16 protein-coding genes are annotated in these 18,971 nt (G+C 61.3%); 10 read left to right on the top strand and 6 right to left on the bottom strand.

From position 1 onward, the window contains the following. The 8 genes from E0D86_RS08550 to E0D86_RS08515 all read left to right on the top strand — a co-directional run bounded on the left by E0D86_RS08550 (position 1) and on the right by E0D86_RS08515 (position 8,747). Positions 1-405: a phosphate ABC transporter substrate-binding protein gene (locus tag E0D86_RS08550; protein ID WP_131649584.1), complete on the top strand. Its 405-nt coding sequence runs from the start codon at positions 1-3 to the stop codon at positions 403-405. Between the two features lie 180 nt (positions 406-585). Continuing rightward, complete coding sequence (locus E0D86_RS08545; RefSeq protein WP_131649583.1) at positions 586-2,520, top strand: putative nucleotidyltransferase substrate binding domain-containing protein; 1,935 nt, start codon at positions 586-588, stop codon at positions 2,518-2,520. Next, positions 2,517-3,221: a PolC-type DNA polymerase III gene (locus tag E0D86_RS08540; RefSeq protein WP_131649582.1), complete on the top strand. Its 705-nt coding sequence runs from the start codon at positions 2,517-2,519 to the stop codon at positions 3,219-3,221. Before E0D86_RS08545 ends, E0D86_RS08540 begins: the two co-directional genes overlap by 4 nt. 131 nt (positions 3,222-3,352) lie before the next feature. Next, positions 3,353-3,871, top strand: a complete 519-nt coding sequence (locus E0D86_RS08535) for an RNA polymerase sigma factor (protein WP_131649581.1) — start codon at positions 3,353-3,355, stop codon at positions 3,869-3,871. Continuing rightward, positions 3,868-4,854, top strand: coding sequence for a FecR family protein (locus E0D86_RS08530; RefSeq protein ID WP_131649580.1), 987 nt, complete (start codon positions 3,868-3,870; stop codon positions 4,852-4,854). Before E0D86_RS08535 ends, E0D86_RS08530 begins: the two co-directional genes overlap by 4 nt. Positions 4,855-4,981: 127 nt before the next feature. Beyond that, positions 4,982-7,414, top strand: coding sequence for a TonB-dependent receptor (locus tag E0D86_RS08525; protein ID WP_131649579.1), 2,433 nt, complete (start codon positions 4,982-4,984; stop codon positions 7,412-7,414). Continuing rightward, positions 7,414-8,535, top strand: coding sequence for a PepSY domain-containing protein (locus tag E0D86_RS08520; RefSeq protein ID WP_131649578.1), 1,122 nt, complete (start codon positions 7,414-7,416; stop codon positions 8,533-8,535). The genes E0D86_RS08525 and E0D86_RS08520 overlap by 1 nt, the downstream gene beginning before the upstream one ends. After that, on the top strand, positions 8,532-8,747 hold the full coding sequence (locus tag E0D86_RS08515; RefSeq protein ID WP_131649577.1) for a hypothetical protein: 216 nt from the start codon (positions 8,532-8,534) through the stop codon (positions 8,745-8,747). The genes E0D86_RS08520 and E0D86_RS08515 overlap by 4 nt, the downstream gene beginning before the upstream one ends. 35 nt (positions 8,748-8,782) lie before the next feature. Here E0D86_RS08515 and E0D86_RS08510 read toward each other — a convergent pair whose 3' ends face one another. The 4 genes from E0D86_RS08510 to E0D86_RS08495 form a co-directional block, all read right to left on the bottom strand. Next, complete coding sequence (locus tag E0D86_RS08510; protein ID WP_131649576.1) at positions 8,783-9,304, bottom strand: hypothetical protein; 522 nt, start codon at positions 9,302-9,304, stop codon at positions 8,783-8,785. A gap of 99 nt (positions 9,305-9,403) precedes the next feature. Continuing rightward, a complete protein-coding gene (locus E0D86_RS08505) occupies positions 9,404-11,173 on the bottom strand; it encodes a sodium:solute symporter family protein (protein WP_131649575.1) in 1,770 nt (589 codons plus the stop codon). A gap of 6 nt (positions 11,174-11,179) precedes the next feature. After that, positions 11,180-11,443 carry a DUF4212 domain-containing protein gene (locus tag E0D86_RS08500; protein ID WP_045163945.1) on the bottom strand — a complete coding sequence of 88 codons (264 nt, stop codon included), beginning with the start codon at positions 11,441-11,443 and terminating at the stop codon, positions 11,180-11,182. Positions 11,444-12,090: 647 nt separating this feature from the next. Beyond that, positions 12,091-12,600, bottom strand: coding sequence for an ATP-dependent zinc protease (locus E0D86_RS08495; RefSeq protein WP_131649574.1), 510 nt, complete (start codon positions 12,598-12,600; stop codon positions 12,091-12,093). Between the two features lie 182 nt (positions 12,601-12,782). Here E0D86_RS08495 and dbpA point away from each other — a divergent pair, with 182 nt between their 5' ends. Beyond that, a complete protein-coding gene (gene dbpA, locus E0D86_RS08490; RefSeq protein ID WP_131649573.1) occupies positions 12,783-14,162 on the top strand; it encodes an ATP-dependent RNA helicase DbpA in 1,380 nt (459 codons plus the stop codon). Positions 14,163-14,227: 65 nt separating this feature from the next. On the opposite strand, the gene E0D86_RS08485 is transcribed toward dbpA, so the two are convergent. After that, complete coding sequence (locus tag E0D86_RS08485) at positions 14,228-15,706, bottom strand: PhoX family phosphatase (RefSeq protein WP_131649572.1); 1,479 nt, start codon at positions 15,704-15,706, stop codon at positions 14,228-14,230. Between the two features lie 191 nt (positions 15,707-15,897). Here E0D86_RS08485 and yccS point away from each other — a divergent pair, with 191 nt between their 5' ends. Continuing rightward, on the top strand, positions 15,898-18,084 hold the full coding sequence (gene yccS / locus E0D86_RS08480; protein WP_131649571.1) for a YccS family putative transporter: 2,187 nt from the start codon (positions 15,898-15,900) through the stop codon (positions 18,082-18,084). On the opposite strand, the gene E0D86_RS08475 is transcribed toward yccS, so the two are convergent. Next, positions 18,075-18,833, bottom strand: a complete 759-nt coding sequence (locus E0D86_RS08475) for an ABC transporter substrate-binding protein (RefSeq protein ID WP_131649570.1) — start codon at positions 18,831-18,833, stop codon at positions 18,075-18,077. The two genes, yccS and E0D86_RS08475, sit on opposite strands and share 10 nt — an antisense overlap. Between the last annotated feature and the right edge of the window lie 138 nt (positions 18,834-18,971).

The following is an 18,971-nucleotide window of genomic DNA, read 5'->3' as shown; positions in this document are numbered from 1 at the left end:
ATGAAAGCATCCCTTCGCATCCTCAGCGGCGCAGCGCTGCTCGGCATGGCCGCACTGGCTCAGGCGGAAGTCGCTGTGATCGTCAATCCAGGCGCGGCCAAGGCACCTTCGCAGCCCGAGGTCGCCAACATCTTCCTGGGCAAGGACAAGTCCATGAAAGGCGTTGACCTCAAGGATTGGACTCCGGCCAAGGAGAGCTTCTACTCGGCGGTCACCAACAAGAACGAATCGCAGCTGAAGTCCTATTGGTCCGGCCTCGTATTCACCGGCAAGGGCCAGCCGATGGCCAGCGTCGCCGATGACGCGGCGGTGGTGGCCAAGGTCGCCGCCGAAGCCGATGCCATCGGTTACGTCGATAGCGCCGCGGTCAACGATTCGGTCAAGGTGCTGTTCACCCTGCCGTAATTGATTATGCGCCGCCAAGAAACCGCCCCACGGGGCGGTTTCTTTTTGCCTGAGAAAACCGCAACACATCAGCAAAAGCAGCTGTTGTCACGCCATTCCCCTCGGCGACTAGACTTACGTCCAATGTGACCTTCCGGACCCACAGCCCACCATTGGCCGCTTGAAAAATGGAAGCGAACCATGAGCAAAGCCGATGCCTTCGCCGAGGCAGGCAAGACCGCCGTGCTGCAGAATATTCACGGGACCATGGAATTTCTGCGCAAGTATCCGCCGTTCAATCAGATGGAACCGGGTCACCTCGCCTATCTGGTCGAAAACTGCCAGCTGCGCTTCTACAGTGAAGGCGACTGCATCATTTCGCCCGATGATGGCATCGTCGAGCACTTCTATATCGTCAAGCAGGGTCGCGTTCACGGCCAGCGACCGCATTCCAGCAAGCGCGGCACCGAAACCACCTTCGAAGTGATCCTCGGCGAATGCTTCCCGATGGCCGCGCTGATGGGTGAGCGCGCAACCCGCACCGGTCATTTCGCCGCCGAGGACACTTTCTGTTTTCTGCTGAACAAGCCGGCCTTCATCAAGCTGGTGTCCAAATCCGCCGCGTTTCGCGACTTCGCCATGCGCGGCGTGAGTAGCTTGCTGGATCTGGTCAACCAGCAGGCGCAGATGCGTGCGGTGGAAAATCTCGGATCTCAATATTCGCTGGAAACCGGAATCGGTGAGTTGGCCTTGCATCATCCCGTTTCCTGCCTGCCCTCGATGCCGCTGAATGAAGCGGTCGCCCTGATGCATGAACACAATGTCGGCAGCATCGTGGTGACCGACGCGGACCTCCACCCCCAGGGCATCTTCACGCTACGTGATCTGCGCCGCGTGATTGGCACCGGCACGGCCGATCTGTCGATGCCGATCGCCCAGCTCATGACGCATGACCCGTTCCATCTGCCGCCGGACGCATCTGCATTCGACGCTGCGATTGCCATGACCGAGCGGCACATCGGCCATATCTGTGTGGTGGAGAACGGCTTGCTGCGCGGCGTCATTTCCGAGCGCGATCTGTTCTCGCTGCAGCGCGTCGATCTTGTTCATCTGGCGCAGGCCATTTCTCATGCCGATAGCGTCGAGACGCTGGTAATCATTCGCAGCCGTATTCAGCAATTGGTGGACAACATGCTGGCGCACGGCGCCTCGTCCACCCAGATCACCCGCATCATCACGCTGCTCAACGACCACTCGGTCTGCCGGGTGATCGAGCTGGCCATCGACGCGCTGGGCGATCCAGGCGTCCCCTTTACTTGGCTGTGTTTCGGCAGCGAGGGCCGGCGCGAGCAGACGCTGCATACCGACCAGGACAACGGCATCCTTTTCGAAGCCGAGGACGCGGCTGAAGCCGCACATATCCGTGGACGACTGCTGCCGCTCGCCGAGCGCATCAACCAGGACCTCGGCACCTGCGGCTTTACCCTGTGCAAGGGCAACATCATGGCCGGCAACCCGCAGCTGTGTTTATCGCGCCAGGAATGGCGTCGACGCTTCAGCTCGTTCATCCGCGAGTCGACGCCGGAGAACCTGCTCGGCAGCACCATCTTCTTCGACCTGAGAGCGGTCTGCGGCTCCAGCGATGGCTGTGAGCGGCTGCGCAGCGACCTGCTCGAAGAGATGGCAGAAAATCGGCTGTTTCAGCGGATGATGGCCGAAAATGCGCTGCGTCACCGGCCACCAGTAGGCCGGTTCCGTGACTTCGTCATGACCCGCAAAGGCGACGGCAAGGCGACGCTGGATCTCAAGGTGCAGGGCCTGACGCCCTTCGTCGATGGTGCCCGGCTGCTGGCGTTGGCCAATGGTATCTCCAGCACCAACACGCTCGACCGGCTGCGGCAGCTGGTGGAAAAGCAGGTCATCGACGAAAAAGACGGCGCAGCTTACGAAGAGGCCTACCATTTCATCCAGCAGACGCGCATGCAGCAACACCAGCAGCAGGCACGCGAGGGGCGGCCATATTCCAACCGGCTCGACCCTGACACCCTGAACCACCTGGACCGTCGTATCCTGCGCGAGTCCTTCCGTCAGGCCCAGCGCCTGCAGAGCAGCCTGACCCTGCGTTATCAGTTATGAATATGCCTTGGTTCAACATGCGTGGTCCGGTATTGGACCTTGAACAGCTGCAGCGACGCGACCGGCTACCCGTGCCGGCGACGCCCGCTACCTGCCCGCTTAGTGAAACGCGTCTGGTGGTGCTGGACCTGGAAACCAGCGGGCTGGATATGCGCCGCGACATCGTTCTGTCCATTGGCGCGGTTGTCATCGAGAACGGCGGTATCGACCTGGGCCAGCAGTTCGAGTCGACGTTGCTGCGACCGGCTCAGAGAATCAGCGAGAGCGTACTTATCCACGGCATCGCGCCGAGCGAGTTGGAAGCCGGCGAAGATCCCGCCGAAGCGTTGCTGGATTTCATGGAGTTCGTCGCTGACAGCCCGATTCTGGCGTTTCATGCCGGTTTCGATCAGCGCATGCTGGCTCGCGCGCTCAAGCAGACGCTCGGCCACAAATTGCGTCATCCGTTTCTCGACGTGGCCGAACTCGCGCCGATGCTGTGTCACGACAATCGACCGCGACAGAACGGGCTGGATGACTGGTGCAGTCGTTTCGGCCTGCAAGTGCTGCAGCGTCACCATGCCAGCGCCGACGCGCTCGTAACGGCCGAGCTGGCGCTGATCCTGCTCAGTAAGGCGCGCCGGCAAGGACTGGATAGCTTGGCGGCGCTGAATCAGCGGCTGACTAATTGGCGTCGGCGCCAACAGGCGCAATTGATGTAGCACCGCCGCACACGAATCTCTCCGGATCCGCCGCGTAACCGATAGCCAGCCGTTGCACCGATGACGGCAACTTGCGATCATGCTGCGAATAGTTCTCGTTACCGGCCAATCCAGGCCTCGGAGCGTTCGTCTTGTCGGCGGGTGGATCGTCCAATCAACTTTTTGTAGGCACGCTGTATCGCGACCACCGTGATTGGCTGCTCAGCTGGCTGCGGCGCTACCAGACCTGCCCGCATCGCGCCGAGGACCTGAGCCAGGATGCCTTTCTGCGTCTGCTCAAACGCAATGACCTGGGTGAGGTTCGCGAGCCACGGGCGCTGCTGGCGACGATCGCCCGCGGCCTGCTGATCGACCATTTCCGCCGCAATGCGCTGGAACGCGCCTACCTCGATGAACTGGCGCTCCAGCCGGAAGAAACACAACCCAGCGCCGAGGAGCAGCTGCAGATCATCGAGGCGCTGCGCGAGGTGAATGCGCTGCTTGACCAATTGTCCGCGAATGCGCGCGCGGCGTTCTTCTACAGCCGCCTGGATGGCCTGACACATGCCGAGATCGCCCAGCGCCTCGGCGTGTCGGTCCCGCGCGTACGACAGTATCTGGCCCAGGCGCTGCGCCAGTGTTACATCGCCGTCTACGGCGAGCCGACATGAGCTTGGACCGCACACCGGTATCGGCCCGTGTTCTCGATGAGGCTATCGCCTGGCAATTGCGCCTGGGGGACCACGCGGCGAGCATGCAGCTCGACGCCGAACTCCAGCGCTGGCTGAACCAAAGCGCCGAGCATGCCAAGGCTTGGGCGCAGCTGGGGGGTATCGATCGGCGTCTGGGAACGATCAACTCGCCAAGCGCCAGGCGCGCCCTGCAGCGCAATGCCGCGACCAAACGGCAGCATGCCGTTAGCCGCACGCTTCTGGGGTTGGTCTTGCTCGGCTCACTAGGTATCGGCCTTGCGCTTCAGGCGCGCCCGCTGCCGGTCTGGCTCGCCGACGCAAGCACCGGCGCAGGCGAGCAGCGCAGCCTTACGCTGGATGACAACAGCCGCATCCAGCTGAACAGCCGCAGCGCACTGGACATCCACTTCGACGAGCGGCGACGCGGACTGTTCCTGCATCAGGGAGAAGTGCTAGTGGAAACGGCGCCGGGAAGCGACCCGCGACCGTTCATCGTGGAAACCGCACAGGGCGACCTTCGAGCGCTGGGTACGCGCTTCATCGTTCGCCGCGAAGGCAATGCCACTCGGCTGATCGTGCTGCGCTCGGCGGTCGCCGCGCATCCAGACGACGGGCAAACGGGCCGCACCATAGGCGCTGGCGAACAGGTGCTGATGCATCGCAATCGCCTCGGAGAGAGTTCGGCCGCACCCATCGCAGCAGATGCCTGGAGCCACGGCATGCTGGTGGTCGATGACCTGCCGCTGGGTGAACTGCTGAAAAAACTGGGCGAATACCGCCGCGGCTATCTCGGTCTCGATCCGAGCCTCGAGTCCCTGCGCATCAGCGGCAGCTTTCCGCTGCATGACACCGACTGGGCCCTGGCGGCCCTTCCGCCCAGCCTTCCGGTGCGGATCGAACGTCACACCGACTGGTGGATAAAGGTGGTCCCGGCCGAGCCGGCGGCTGTCCCCAGCAAGTAGCCCATGGCATCCACGCCAGATGCGTGGATGCCCGAACGAAAAAATTCTTATTTGCCCCTATCACTTTTTCGTTCTGCTTCGGCTTGGTGAATGACTGAGACACATTCCTATTCGGGAGCAATTCACAATGCCGTCACTGACTCCGCTGTTTCGCCCCAGCCTGCTGGCCATTGCCATCGCGTTCGCGCCTTCGCCGCTGCTGGCGCAATCTGCCGTCGACGGTGCCGTTGTCCGTGACGAAACGCGCGATTACTCACTCCCTACCGCGCCCCTTGCCACCACACTCAACCGTATTGCCGCAGAGGCCGGGCTGGTTCTGAGCATCGATCCCGCATTGACCCGCGATCGCATGGCCGAGCCGGTGGAAGGCCGCTTCGATAGCCAGGGCGCGCTGCAAGAAGCCCTGCGAGGCACCGGGCTGGAGCTGCGCCAGAGTGCGGCGGGTAGCTATAGCCTTCATCCCGCTGCGACCGATGCGATGGCGCTTCCGGATGTCACCGTGACGGCAACCGAGGCGCTGGCCGAAGGCAGTGAAGAAAGCGGCTATCGCACCAGCACCGTGCGCAACGTCGGCGCGCTGGGTGGGATGCCACTTCAGGATGCGCCCTATTCAGTGACGGTGATTTCCTCGGAACTGATGGACAACATCCAAGCCACTTCCAGCGACGACATTTTCAAGCTCAGCCCTACCACGCAGTTCACCTCCCCGACCAGTGCCGGCTACGCCAGCGCGGTGGCCATTCGAGGCTTCAGCGGTGTCGGCAACCTGAGCATCGCCAATGACGGCCTGCGCTTCAGCAACGGCTACGACGGCGGCAACTTCATCGAGGAAATGGAGCGGCTGGAGATTCTCAGCGGCCTGTCCGGCTTTCTCTATGGTCCGGCCAGCCCCGGCGGGCTGGTCAATTACGTGCTCAAGCGCCCCACTGCCGAGCGCTACAACAGCGTGACCTACGGCACTCCGGGCGGCGAGAACCAGTACCTGCACGGCGACTTCGGAGGGCCGATCGATAGCGAAGGTCGCTTTGCCTACCGCGTCAACCTGCTCGCTCAGGATGGTGAAACCGCCATCGACGGCCAGGTCGAACGCCGCCACATGGCCAGCGTCGCCCTGGACTGGAACGTCAGCGACGACCTGCTCATCCAGTTCGACGCCTCGCACAAGCAGAGCGAGACGCGGGGCCTCACCAGCTACTGGTACTTCGCCGATCAAGCATTCCGGCCCGATGCCGACGACCTGGAGAACGATGAACTCTATAGCCAGCGCTGGGCTTACAACGACAGCCGCCATGACCGCGTCGGCAGCCGCTTCCAGTGGCGCCTGGACGATGTGTTCAGCTTGCGCGGTGCACTGGGCTACAGCCAATACACCACCGAATACGCCTATACGGGGCCAACCGTGAATTCGGCCGGCGTATACGTCCAGCCGCTCTATGCCTTCGCCCCGGTAGAGACCGAAGAAACCTCGGCCAACCTGTTCCTCGATACGGTTTTCGACACCGCCGGCATCGGCCACGCGATGACCTTCGGCTACCAGGGCAACATCGCCCGGGTTCGCTACAACACCGATTACATCCCCTTCCCAGGTCCGCAATATGTGTCGGTCACGCCCGAAGTGCCGTTCAGCGAGCGGCCGCAAGTGGCCAAGCCGGATTACGACCTGGGCGATGGCGACTACCATCTGGCCAGCCGCAGCCAGGCCGACAGCGTGCTGATCGGCGACGTCATCACCTTCAATGAGCAGTGGTCGACGATCCTTGGTGTGACGCACTCGCGCATCAAGACCTTCAGCGACAACTTCGTCTGGGTCGAGGCGTTCGGCAGCGAGCCGGAAATTGAGGACTACAGCGAGACCAAAACCTCGCCCAACGTCTCGCTCGTCTACAAGCCAGTCGAGTGGCTGACTACGTACGTGACCTACATCGAAGGTCTGCAGACGGGTGGCGTGGCGCCGAGCGGCTCGAACAACGCCGGCCAGGCACTGGCGCCGATCGTCAGCGAGCAGTACGAAATCGGTGCGAAAGCCGAGCTCGGCGGTGCCCTGTACACCGTTGCGCTGTTCGACATCGAGAAGCCCAACACCTACACCAATGCAGCCAACTTCTTCGTTCAGGATGGCATGCAGAACAACAAGGGCCTGGAGTTCAGCGTAACGGGCAACGTTACCCCAGCACTGACGCTGGTGGGCGGCGTCACTTTGCTCGATCCGGTCGTAGAAGGCGCGGCGAACGCTGCCAACGACGGCAACCGCCCGGTAGACGTGGCGCGGCACCTGGCCAAGCTGTACGGCGAATACGCAATATTCGGCGTACCCGGGCTGACACTCACCGGTGGCGCCTTCTACACGGGCAAGCAATACACCGACGAGGCCAACGACCACACCATTCCCTCATTCACAACTTTCGACCTGGGCGGTCGCTATCGCATGGCCTTGGGGGATGAGCGTGCCCTGACTCTGCGCGCCAACCTGAGCAACCTGACCGACGAGGAATACTGGCTGAGCAGCCATTACCTTGGAGCACCACGCACGCTCAAGCTGTCGGCGCAGCTGGAGTTCTAATGCGAACCACCACCATCCGTCGCTGGTCCTTCGTCCACACCTGGACCAGCCTGATCTGCACACTGTTCCTGCTGATGCTTGCCATTACCGGGCTACCGTTGATATTTCACCACGAGCTGGAGCACCTGCTTGGCGAGGCGCCCGAGCTGCGTGAGATGCCTGCCGACACCCCACATCTGGATCTGCAGCAGTTGGTCAGTGCCGCCGAGCAGCACCGGACCGGCGAGGTAGTACAGTACTTTGGCTGGGAAGCCGACGAACCTAACGGCGTCGTGGCCATTACCGCTGCGACCGCCGGCACCGAACCAAACTCCTCCTATACCTTCATGCTCGATGCGCGCACCGGAGAAGCGGTGGAGATGCCTGCGGCCAATGGCGGCCTGATGATGTTCTTTCTGCGCATGCACGTGGACATGTTCGCCGGATTACCGGGCAAGTTATTCCTGGCCTTCATGGGCATTATGTTCATTGTGGCGATCATTTCGGGCGTGGTGCTATACGCGCCCTTTATGCGGCGTCTGGAATTTGCTCAGGTGCGCCACGACCGTTCCAGCAGGACGCGCTGGCTCGATCTGCACAACCTGATCGGTGTCGTCACGCTCAGTTGGGCCTTGGTGGTGGGCATCACCGGCGTGGTCAGCGCCTGTGCGGACCTGCTGATCGAGGCTTGGCGTGCCGAATCTCTGAGCGCGATGCTCGAGCCCTACCGGGATGCCCCGCCGTTGACGGAACGCGCACCGGCCAGTCAGTTGCTGGAAATCGCCGCTCAGGCAGCACCAGGCATGCAGCCGGATTTCATTGCATTTCCCGGTACGCGTTTTTCCAGCGAGCATCATTACACGGTGTTCATGAACGGCAGTAGCCATTTGACCTCGCATCTGCTCACACCGGTGCTGATCGATGCGCAAACGCTCGACATCACAGCTGCCGGCAGCCGCCCCTGGTATATGGATGCGCTGTCGCTGTCCTCGCCGCTGCACTTCGGCGACTACGGCGGACGTCCAATGCAGATTCTCTGGGCGGTGCTGGACGTGCTGACGATAATCGTACTCGGCAGTGGGCTCTACCTATGGTGGGTACGACGCCGCGGCGCGACAACGACGCGCGAGGTGATGGCATGAGTTGGCGCCAATCGACTTTCCTGCTGCCCAGCCTCATCGCCCTGCTCGGTATGGCCGGACTATTCGCCGCGCTGTTGGGTGATGGCTGGTGGGATACGTTGGCCTGGCTCGGGTTGGGCGCGCAGGCGGGACTGGGGCTATGGCCCCTGCTACCCGGCCGCGGAGGCCGAGCCGGTAGCGAAAGGATCATCCCCCGGCGCCAGCAGCCCTGACCGCCATAGCAGGCGGCATTGCTGGCATGGAGTGATCAAGAGTGATCGGCTGTGCAAACGGCCTGGTAAAGCGGCGCAGCCACGTCCAGTTCGGTCATGGTTTCAAACTTCGCCTGACCTTCCTCGTTCAGCCGGAACATCACCTTCTCGGTGCAAAGCGCCTGGTAATTCGCGCTTTTTACCGTGGACATCAGATGATGCTTTTCAAAGCGATACAGGGTGAAACGAGCGACGGGCCCCTTGCTGGTCTCTTCGATCTGCGCGTTCGCGCCATCGAGCACCGTATAGACCAGTGGCATCGGAAACTTGATGGTCCAGGGGCGCCAGAACATCTCGCCTTGTTCACTCGATACCACAACGGAGCCCTGCGGCAGGCGCGCTTGCTTGGTATCGAACCAGGTGTATTCGTAATGGATGGTGTAGCCGAGCATGCCCAGACCGGCGAACGCCGGGATGATCCACTTCGGCAGTCGTTTACGAGTCAGGCTGCGCAGCAGCAGCGCGACCCCCGCACCCGCCACTGCGGCGACGATTGCAGCGATTAGATGCCAGATCATATGAATCTTCCTTAAAAAAGTCGGGCTTCCAAATGGAAGCCCGACTTATATCTCAACCATGGGCCAGATTCTAAACCCAACTTCTGGTCGAACTGTTACTTAGTGATCAAGCGCAACGCCAGCACCTTTCGGAGTACGAACGCTTTCCACCAGATCCTGGATTTCCTGCGGCGGAGCCTCAGTGGCCATAGACACAGCGTAAGCAACTGCGAAGTTCAGTACCGCTCCGATGGCGCCGAAGGCCTGCGGAGAGATGCCGAATATCCAGTTGTCAGGCGTGTTGGCGATGGACGCAGTGCCTGGGATGAAGAACCAGCCCAGGTACAGGAAGATGTACACGCTAGTGCTCACCAGACCAACCAGCATGCCAGCAACGGCACCCTTGCTGTTCACGCGCTTGGAGAAGATCCCCATCATCAGCGCTGGGAACAGGCTCGCTGCAGCAAGACCGAACGCTAGCGCCACCACCTGTGCCGCGAAGCCCGGCGGGTTCAGCCCCAGCCAGGTAGCCAGGATGATTGCTGCGGTCATGGATAGACGCGCCGCCATCATCTCGTTCTTCTCGCTGATCTTCGGATTGATGATCGTCTTGATCAAGTCGTGACTGATGGCAGAAGAGATTGCCAGCAGCAAGCCCGCAGCTGTCGACAAGGCTGCCGCGATGGCACCCGCAGCGATCAGACCGATAACCCAGCCCGGCAGGTTGGCGATTTCCGGGTTGGCCAGCACGATGATGTCGTTGTTGACGACCAGCTCGTTACCGTTCCAACCACGCTCTTGGGCAGTGGGGGCGAAGGTAGCGTTGGTGTCGTTGTACATCTGGATACGACCATCGCTGTTCTTGTCTTCCCAAGTGATCAGACCGGTTTGTTCCCACGTCTGGATCCAGCCCGGACGCGCTTCGTACTGAATCGCTTCAGCCTGCGGGCCTTCCGGATAGATGGTATCGACAAGGTTCAGACGAGCCATGGACGCAACGGCCGGAGCAGTCAGGTACAAGAGGGCGATGAAGATCAGCGTCCAGCCAGCCGACCAGCGAGCATCAGCTACTTTCGGTACGGTGAAGAAGCGGATGATGACGTGCGGCAGACCAGCGGTACCGATCATCAGCGACAGGGTGAACAGGAACATGTTCAGCTTGTTGTCGACATCAGCAGTGTAGGCAGCGAAGCCCAGGTCCTGAACGACAGTATCCAGCTTGTCCAGCAGCGGCATACCGGATTCGACGTGAGTGCCGAACATGCCGAACATCGGGATCGGGTTGCCAGTCAGTTGCATGGCAATGAACACGGCCGGAATGGTGTACGCGATGATCAGCACCACGTACTGAGCCACCTGGGTATAAGTAATGCCCTTCATGCCACCGAATACCGCATAGGCGAACACGATCGCAGCGGCAATCCAGATACCGGCGGAGTTGCTCACTTCGAGGAAGCGGGAGAAGGCCACGCCAGCACCGGACATCTGGCCGATTACATAAGTGACGGAGATCAGAATCAGGCAGACAACCGCGACCAGGCGCGCGCCTCGGCTGTAGAAACGATCACCGATGAAGTCAGGTACGGTGAACTTGCCGAATTTGCGCAGATAGGGCGCCAGCAACATTGCCAGCAGCACGTAGCCACCGGTCCAACCCATCAGGTAGACCGAAGTGGCATAACCACCGGAAGCGATGATCCCCGCCATGGAGATGAACGAAGCCGCAGACATCCAGTCAGCCGCTGTCGCCATACCGTTTGTTACGGGATGGACGCCACCGCCAGCTACATAGAACTCTTTGGTCGACCCAGCTCGAGCCCACACCGCAATCCCTATATATAGGAGAAAGGATGCGCCCACGAACAACATGTTAATCCAATATTGACTCATTCTGGCTTACTCCTCGACCCCAAATTCCTTGTCCAGTTTGTTCAACCGCCACGCGTAGTGGAAGATGATCAAAATGAACGTAATGATGGAACCTTGCTGAGCGAACCAGAACCCCAGATCTGTTCCGCCGACCGGTATACCGGACAGCAACGGGCGCAAGAGGATAGCAAAGCCATATGAGACGAGAGCCCAAACCACAAGGCTCCATGTTATGAGGCGAACGTTCGCCTTCCAGTACGCAGCAGCATTTTCTTTATCGGCGTCGGCCATTGACGTTCTCCGTCTTATTTTTATTACGAGTGAGAGGAACCACATCGTGAATCTAGCAAGGATGGGTTCTGAAAAGAAAGCCCCGACTTTAGTCTGACGAACGCTACCGAATGCCATCTAAACCGCTGAATTACGGCATTCCGTACAGGCTTTCATGGCTGAACAAGCTGTCGCTCGATAGCGTTCAATCCTCGACATGACAGTCCGACGCTCGATGTCCCGCTACGACCGGGGATAAACCAGCCCCCCTTGCCAACGCGAACAGCACCCGGTCACCCCCGGCGGCTCGAAACTACCAACCTTAATCGAACATAAAAGCGCGCCAATCATTCCTGCTCTTGATTACATCCAATCAAAGCAGCATGAATAATCAGATATGAACTTCAATACGTTAAATTTAAAATCTAATACAAGCCTTAAATCCAGACACTTAAATTAAGAATCATATTAATCAAATGAAATAAACAATTTAATATCGAAAACAAAATCCAGCCTTCCGACAATGCGACGCATAGTTATGGCTATTCTGTTTTTTAAGCTTTGCACTTAAAGAAAGGCGGACAAATGCAATTCAGAACGTGTTCCCTGACTACTACTCATCAGCTCGTTCTTTCGCATATCCGCCATCAGATGCATGTGCATGCGTCTTAGCAGGTCGGTCGCCCTGCCGTGTACTTATCGGCCGGATCGATCGCGGCGTTCAGGTCGCGGATGGTTTGGGCGCCGATCAGTAGCGGATAACTGAAGTGGGTACGATCGGTGAGATTCACCTCAGCCTCGCGTAGCTGGTCGCCGATGCACAGCTGCATGCCGATAACCGGCCGCTCCGCCCGTGGCGGCTCGCTATCCGGATCGACCTCAACGCCCTCTTCGGCGCGGGTTTTGATCTGACTGATGCCAATCAGCGGCTGTTCATAAATGGTGTCATCAGCGCCATCGACGGCCAGACGGAAGCGCACCCAGTCCTCACCGTCACGCTGGAACTGCTCGATGTCGCGCGCTGACAGCGATGCGGTCATAGCCCCGGTGTCCATTTTGGCTGGCAGGGTCTTGCCGATTTCTTCGATCTTGATGTGTTCGTAACGCCCATAAAGAGTGGGTTCGGCCGCGAACGCCGGAAGCGCCAACAGACCTGCAAGGAAAAGAACGCGAGACAAAAACAACCTCCTGGAACGAGTCATGGACAAGCTATCGATCAACCACTCGCTGGCTGGGTTCCGTTTGCTTGTCCTACAAAACGTTTCGCCGCGATGGCGGGCCGCCTCGGTGGCACGCTTGATCTCCGCGTGAGCCAGCGGCCTGATAGACTGCAGGCCGATCCCCGCTGAAGACTTTCCCCGTGCCCAGTACCGCATTTTCTTCCCTGCCTCTTTCCGCAGCCATGCTGGCCAACCTCGAGGCCCTCGGTTACAGCGAGATGACCGCGATCCAGGCCCAGAGCCTGCCTGTGATGCTCAAGGGCATGGACCTCATCGCTCAGGCCAAGACCGGCAGCGGCAAGACCGCCGCCTTCGGCATCGCCCTGCTCGAACCACTCAATCCGCGCTACTTCGGTTGTCAGGCTTTAGTGCTTTGCCCGACCCGCGAGCTGGCCGATCAGGTTGCCAAGGAACTGCGCCGGCTGGCGCGCGCGGCGGACAACATCAAGATCCTCACGCTCTGCGGCGGCGTCTCCATCGGCCCGCAGATCGGCTCGCTGGAGCACGGCGCTCACGTCATCGTCGGCACCCCTGGGCGCATTCAGGAGCACCTGAAAAAAGGCACGCTGAAACTCGACGGCCTCAACAAATTGGTGCTCGATGAAGCCGATCGTATGCTCGACATGGGCTTTTACGACGTCATCGCGGAGATCATCGAGCAGACGCCAAGCAAGCGGCAGACGCTGCTGTTCTCGGCGACCTATCCTTCAGGCATCAAGCAGCTTTCGGCCACCTTCATGCGCGACCCGCAGCAGGTGAAGGCCGAGGCGCTGCATGACGACTCACAGATCGAACAGCGCTTCTACGAAATCGATGCGGATGACCGAATGGACGCCGTGGTGCGTGTGCTCGCCAGCTTCCGCCCGGAAACCTGCGTCGCCTTCTGCTTTACCAAGCAGCAATGCCAGGAGCTGGTGGAACAGCTCACGGCCAAAGGCATCTCCGCCATGGCGCTCAATGGTGACTTGGAACAACGCGACCGCGATCAGGTGCTGGCGATGTTCGCCAACCGTAGCCTGTCGGTGCTGGTGGCCACCGACGTTGCCGCGCGCGGCCTGGACATCGACGCGCTGGACATGGTGATCAACGTCGAGCTGGCGCGCGATTCGGAAATACATATTCACCGCGTCGGGCGCACCGGACGCGCCGGCAAAAAAGGGATCGCAATCAGCCTGGTGGCGCCCGCCGAAGCCCATCGCGCCCGCGCCATCGAAGAGCGGCAGAAAGCGTCGCTCAACTGGCAGCCGCTGAGCGACCTGAAAGCGCAGCCCGGCGAGCCGCTGCGACCACCGATGGTGACGCTCTGCATCGGCGCGGGACGCAAGGACAAGTTGCGCCCTGGCGACATTCTGGGTGCGCTGACTGGCGATGCGGGCATCCCCGGCACCCAGGTCGGCAAGATCGCGATCTTCGATTTCCAGGCGTTCGTCGCCGTCGAGCGCGACGTCGCCAAACAGGCGTTGAATCGCCTCAACGCCGGGAAGATCAAAGGGCGGTCGTTGAAAGTCAGACAGCTTTAAGCCGGAAGCCGGAAGCAAGCAGCTCTGACTTCCAGCTTCCGGCTTCAAGCTTTCAGCTGCCTCTCTTACAACGACCCGCGCGCCCAAGGCCCCCAGATGGCGAAGGTGATGCCCGGGGTCTGGATGTTGACGAACAAATAGCGCCCGGTCGGATCGAAGCACGCCCCGCAGAATTCCCTGTTGCGGTAGTCGCCCCCTGAGACCTGCTTACCCGTCGCCGCGGCTTGCACATCATCGAACACCACGTTGTTCTTGGCGAAGATGTAAGCCTCGCCCGCCGTGGTCAGACCCAGCAGCCGCTCACCGAAGCCGAACGCATCCTGCACGCCACCGCCATCTTCACAGAGCAGCAAACCGCCGCGCGGGCTGACGGTGATGTTGTCCGGGTTGTTGGCGATTTCGGCATCGGTGGACGCGAAAATGCAGGTCAGACGATCACTGACCAGATCGTGCATCCATACCGCGCCGCGACCATAGCCAGCGCGACCCTGGGCGTCGGTGCCGGCGCTGGTGTCGACGATGAACAGCTTGCCTTCGCTGTACCAGATGCCTTCGCCGCGGCTCATGCTCAGGCCGCCGGCCTGGCGTGCCTGGGCATAGGGGCCGCTTCCTTCAGGCTGCGGATCAAGGTCAGGATTCGACACTTCGACCCATTCCAGCTGGTAGCTGTCGCCCTGCTTCGGCGCGTGCAGATCGACCAACGCGCGATTACGGACGCGTGCCGCCTGCAGGATGCCTCCGGCCGCCAGTGAGCCGGGTTGCTGGCTGGCATCGGTGGGAATGTAGCGATAGTAACCGGAGCGATTGCGGGAATCTTCGGTCAGGTAGACGTAGCTGTTGCGGGGATCCACGGCCACCGCCTCGTGGGCGAAGCGGCCCATCTGCACGATCGGCTGGCCGGTGGTCAGCGCAGGGTCGGCGGTGACTTCGAACACATAACCGTGGGCACGGCCACCGACGCTGCGGTAATCCTCGGTGGTTTCCTCACATGACAGCCAAGTGCCCCACGGCGTTACGCCGCCAGCGCAATTGGTGCGCGTGCCGCCAAGGCTCGGCATGGTGCGTACCGCATCGTCGATGCCATGGGAGAAATACAGATTGGTGGTGCCGCCGGCGGGACGCTGGCCGTTGGCAAGGGTAATGCCGTCGTAGATTCCATCGGCCTCGATCAGCTTGCCGGTGCCGGCTTCATGGTTGCGCACCAGAACAATCTCCGGGCCGTTGTGCCCGCGACGGACGTCGATAACGCCCATGCCGTCATGCGAACCGGGCACCGGCTGGCCGTTTTCCATCAGATCGCCGGTCCAGGAGAAGCTCCTGTACTGGAAGCCATCGGGTAGCTGCAGCAGTTCCAGACCCGTGCTCAGATCCTTGGTGGGGCGCAGCGGGCCGTAGCTGCTGCGGACCAGGCCAGCACCGCGGCCCTGCGCATTGCGCGCGGCAAAAGCTTCCAGGGTCCCGAGAAACGGCGTGGTGGCGACTACGGCGGCGATAGCGCCACCCTTGAGCAGGCTGCGGCGGCTGGCATCATGTTCACGGTTCATGCGTTGTCCTCTTTTATCGGAATGGGTGGAGGGGCCGCATGAATAAAGCCAGCGAAATACGGCAGAACCATGACCAAGCGATGGCGTTCCGGTGATGCGGGACGGACGGACGGTATAAGCTTTGCCATGGTCGCCGTGACGTCCGAACGCTTCGGGCGTCCAAATAGCTTCTCAGTCGGGTCCGAACGTCCATGCGCTCACCATCGCTCAGCCATTCCCTACGCCGCCTCTGGGCGCTGGAGAAATTCGGCTACAGCCTGCGCGTGCTGATTGCGCTGGCCGGCAGCATGGGCCTGAGCTGGCACCTCGGGCAGCCGTCGATGGCCATCCCGCTGTTTCTCGGCGTGATTGCCAGCGCTCTGGCTGAAACCGACGACAGCTGGTTCGGTCGGCTCTCGGCTTTAATGGTCACGCTGCTGTGTTTCAGCGTCGCCGCCGCCTCGGTGCAGTTGCTATTCCCGTACCCGCCGCTGTTCGTCGGCGGCATGGCCGTGGCTGCATTCGTGCTGGTGATGCTGGGCGCGCTGGGCGAGCGCTACGCGACCATTGCCCAGGCCACGCTGATTCTGTCCATTTACAGCATGATCGCCGCTGATCAGCGCGACGGTGCTGATCTCGACTCCTGGCGAGGACCCTTGCTGCTGCTCGCAGGGGCGACTTGGTACGGACTGCTGTCGGTGCTCTGGAACGCCCTGTTCTCGCATCAGCCGGTGCAACAGAGCCTGGCCAGGCTGTATCGGGAACTGGGTCAGTATTTCAAGCTCAAGGCCACGCTGTTCGAGCCGGTGCGCCAACTCGATGTGGAGGAGCGCCGCCTGCAGTTGGCGCAGCAGAACTGTCGGGTGGTCAGCGCGCTGAATGCCACCAAGGAAACCCTACTGCACCGCCTCGGTAACGGTCGTCCTGGCGTCAAGATCAGCCATTACCTCAAACTCTATTTCCTCGCCCAGGACCTGCACGAGCGCGTCAGCTCCTCGCACTATCCCTACCAGGCGCTGGCCGAGGCCTTCTTCCACAGCGACGTGCTGTTCCGCTGCGGCAGGCTGCTGCGCCTGCAGGGCATCGCCTGCGCCGAACTGGCCAAGGTCATTCAGCTGCGCCAGCCTTTTCGCTACAGCGAAGCCAATGCCCAGGCACTGGGCGATCTGGAATCGTCGCTGGAACACTTGCGCATGCAGAGCAATCCGGCCTGGCGCGGGCTGTTGCGCTCGCTGCGAGCGCTGTCGAGCAACCTGTCGACAATGCAGCGCCAACTCGCCAGTGCCAGCAACCCCGATGCCCTGGAAGGCGAACAGGACAGCAGCCTGCTGGACCGCGAGCCGCAATCGTTACGCGACGCCCTCGCCCGCATCCGCTTGCAGCTGACGCCCACCTCGCTGCTGTTCCGTCATGCCTTGCGCATGAGCCTGGCATTGGTGTGCGGCTACGCGGTGCTGCACGCGATCCACCCGGAACAGGGTTACTGGGTGCTGCTGACGACGGTGTTCGTCTGCCAGCCGAACTACGGCGCGACACGGATCAAGCTGGTGCAGCGCGTGACCGGCACTATGCTCGGGCTGGTGGTGGGCTGGGCGCTGTTCGATCTGTTCCCGAGCCAGCAGATCCAGGCGCTGTTCGCCGTGGTCGCCGGCGTGGTGTTCTTCGCCACACGTAGCAGCCGCTATACCCTGGCGACGGCGGCGATCACCTTGCTGGTACTGTTCTGCTTCAACCAGGTCGGCGACGGCTACGGGCTGATCTGGCCGCGGCTGGTCGATACCCTGCTGGGCAGCCTGATCGCCGCGGCGGCAGTGTTCCTGATTCTTCCGGACTGGCAGGGTCGCCGGCTCAATCGGATGGTTGCCAATACCCTCAGCCGCAGCGCGGATTACCTGCGTCAGATCATGCGCCAGTACGAGAGCGGCAAACGCGACGATCTGGCGTACCGGCTGGCCCGACGCAACGCGCATAACGCTGATGCCGCGCTATCGACCACGCTGTCGAACATGCTGCTGGAGCCCGGCCATTTCCGAAAGGATGCCGAGACCGGCTTTCGCTTTCTGATTCTCTCCCACACGCTGCTCAACTATCTGTCAGGGCTGGGCGCACACCGCGAAAGCCTGCCCGACGATGCCCGCGACGACATGCTCGAACGTGCGGCGCAGCAACTGGCGAGCAGCCTCGACGAGCTGGCGACGGCCCTGCAAACCAACCAGCCAGTGGCGGTCTACAGCGATGAGGAAGAAGCGCTCGCGCAACAGCTCGAACAGGCCTCCGAGGACCAGGACGATGCACACCGTCTGCTACAGACCCAGCTGGGTCTGATCTGCCGCCAGCTCGCGCCGCTGCGCAGTATGGCCAGCCACCTGGTGCGCCAGGCGCCGCCGGCTCAGGGCTGAGGCAACGCTTCGGGCGCAGGCAGCCCATGGCGGAGGAAGATCGCCGCATAGCTGCCTTCTTTTTCCATCGCCGCGATCTCGCGATTGAACGCTGCGAGGATCGCCGCCTGCTGCGGATGGCTGTTGCGTACCGCCAGCGACAAATCGCGCAGGCTGAATTCACCCGGCACGAACGACAAGGCGTCGCTTACCTGCTTCAGTTCGCGGCGGAAATGGAACAGGGCGGTGCGCTCATCTTCCAGCGTCAGATCGACGCGCCCGACCAGCAGCATCCTCGCCGCCTGCACGAAGTTCGCGACGTACCCCTTGTTCAGGCGCGAATCGTTTTCCAGCTCCTCGCTATAGCCATAGCCGCGGCTCAGCGCAACGGGATAGGCCGCAAGACTGGCGAGGCCGTCATAGCGAATGTCACTGTCGCGTCGCTGCACCCAACGCATGCGATTGGTCAAAAAAGGCTGTGAGCGGCGTACATAATCAGCTCGGTTGAGGGCCGGCCAACCATTGACCATGTCGTAGCTGCCAGTCTTCAGCCCCAGCAGAGCGCGCTCCCAGGGCACCTCGATGTATTCGATCCGGTAGCCCGCACGGCCAAGCGCAGTGCGGATGAGCTCGACCGACAAACCATCCTCGGGCAGACGTCGATCCGTATAAGGCGGCCAAGCGTTGCCAGCCAGACGCAGCACGTCGGCCGAAAGGGACGTGCTCGCCAGCAGCAATGCCAACCATAGAAGACGGCTTGAATCTTTCATGGACTTCTCGCCCCTCATAGCGAAGCGCCATTACTCATAGCAAAGCACACGGTGAACCGATTGCCATGTTCGTCTCGTCGGCTGTCCCAAGCCCAGGCTGCAGTAGCCCGGCGGCAGGAGTACCATCTCGCGTTTTCG

The organism is Pseudomonas sp. IC_126 (assembly GCF_004331835.1).
Taxonomy (GTDB): domain Bacteria; phylum Pseudomonadota; class Gammaproteobacteria; order Pseudomonadales; family Pseudomonadaceae; genus Stutzerimonas.
This window is presented reverse-complemented; position numbering and strand designations above follow the sequence as displayed.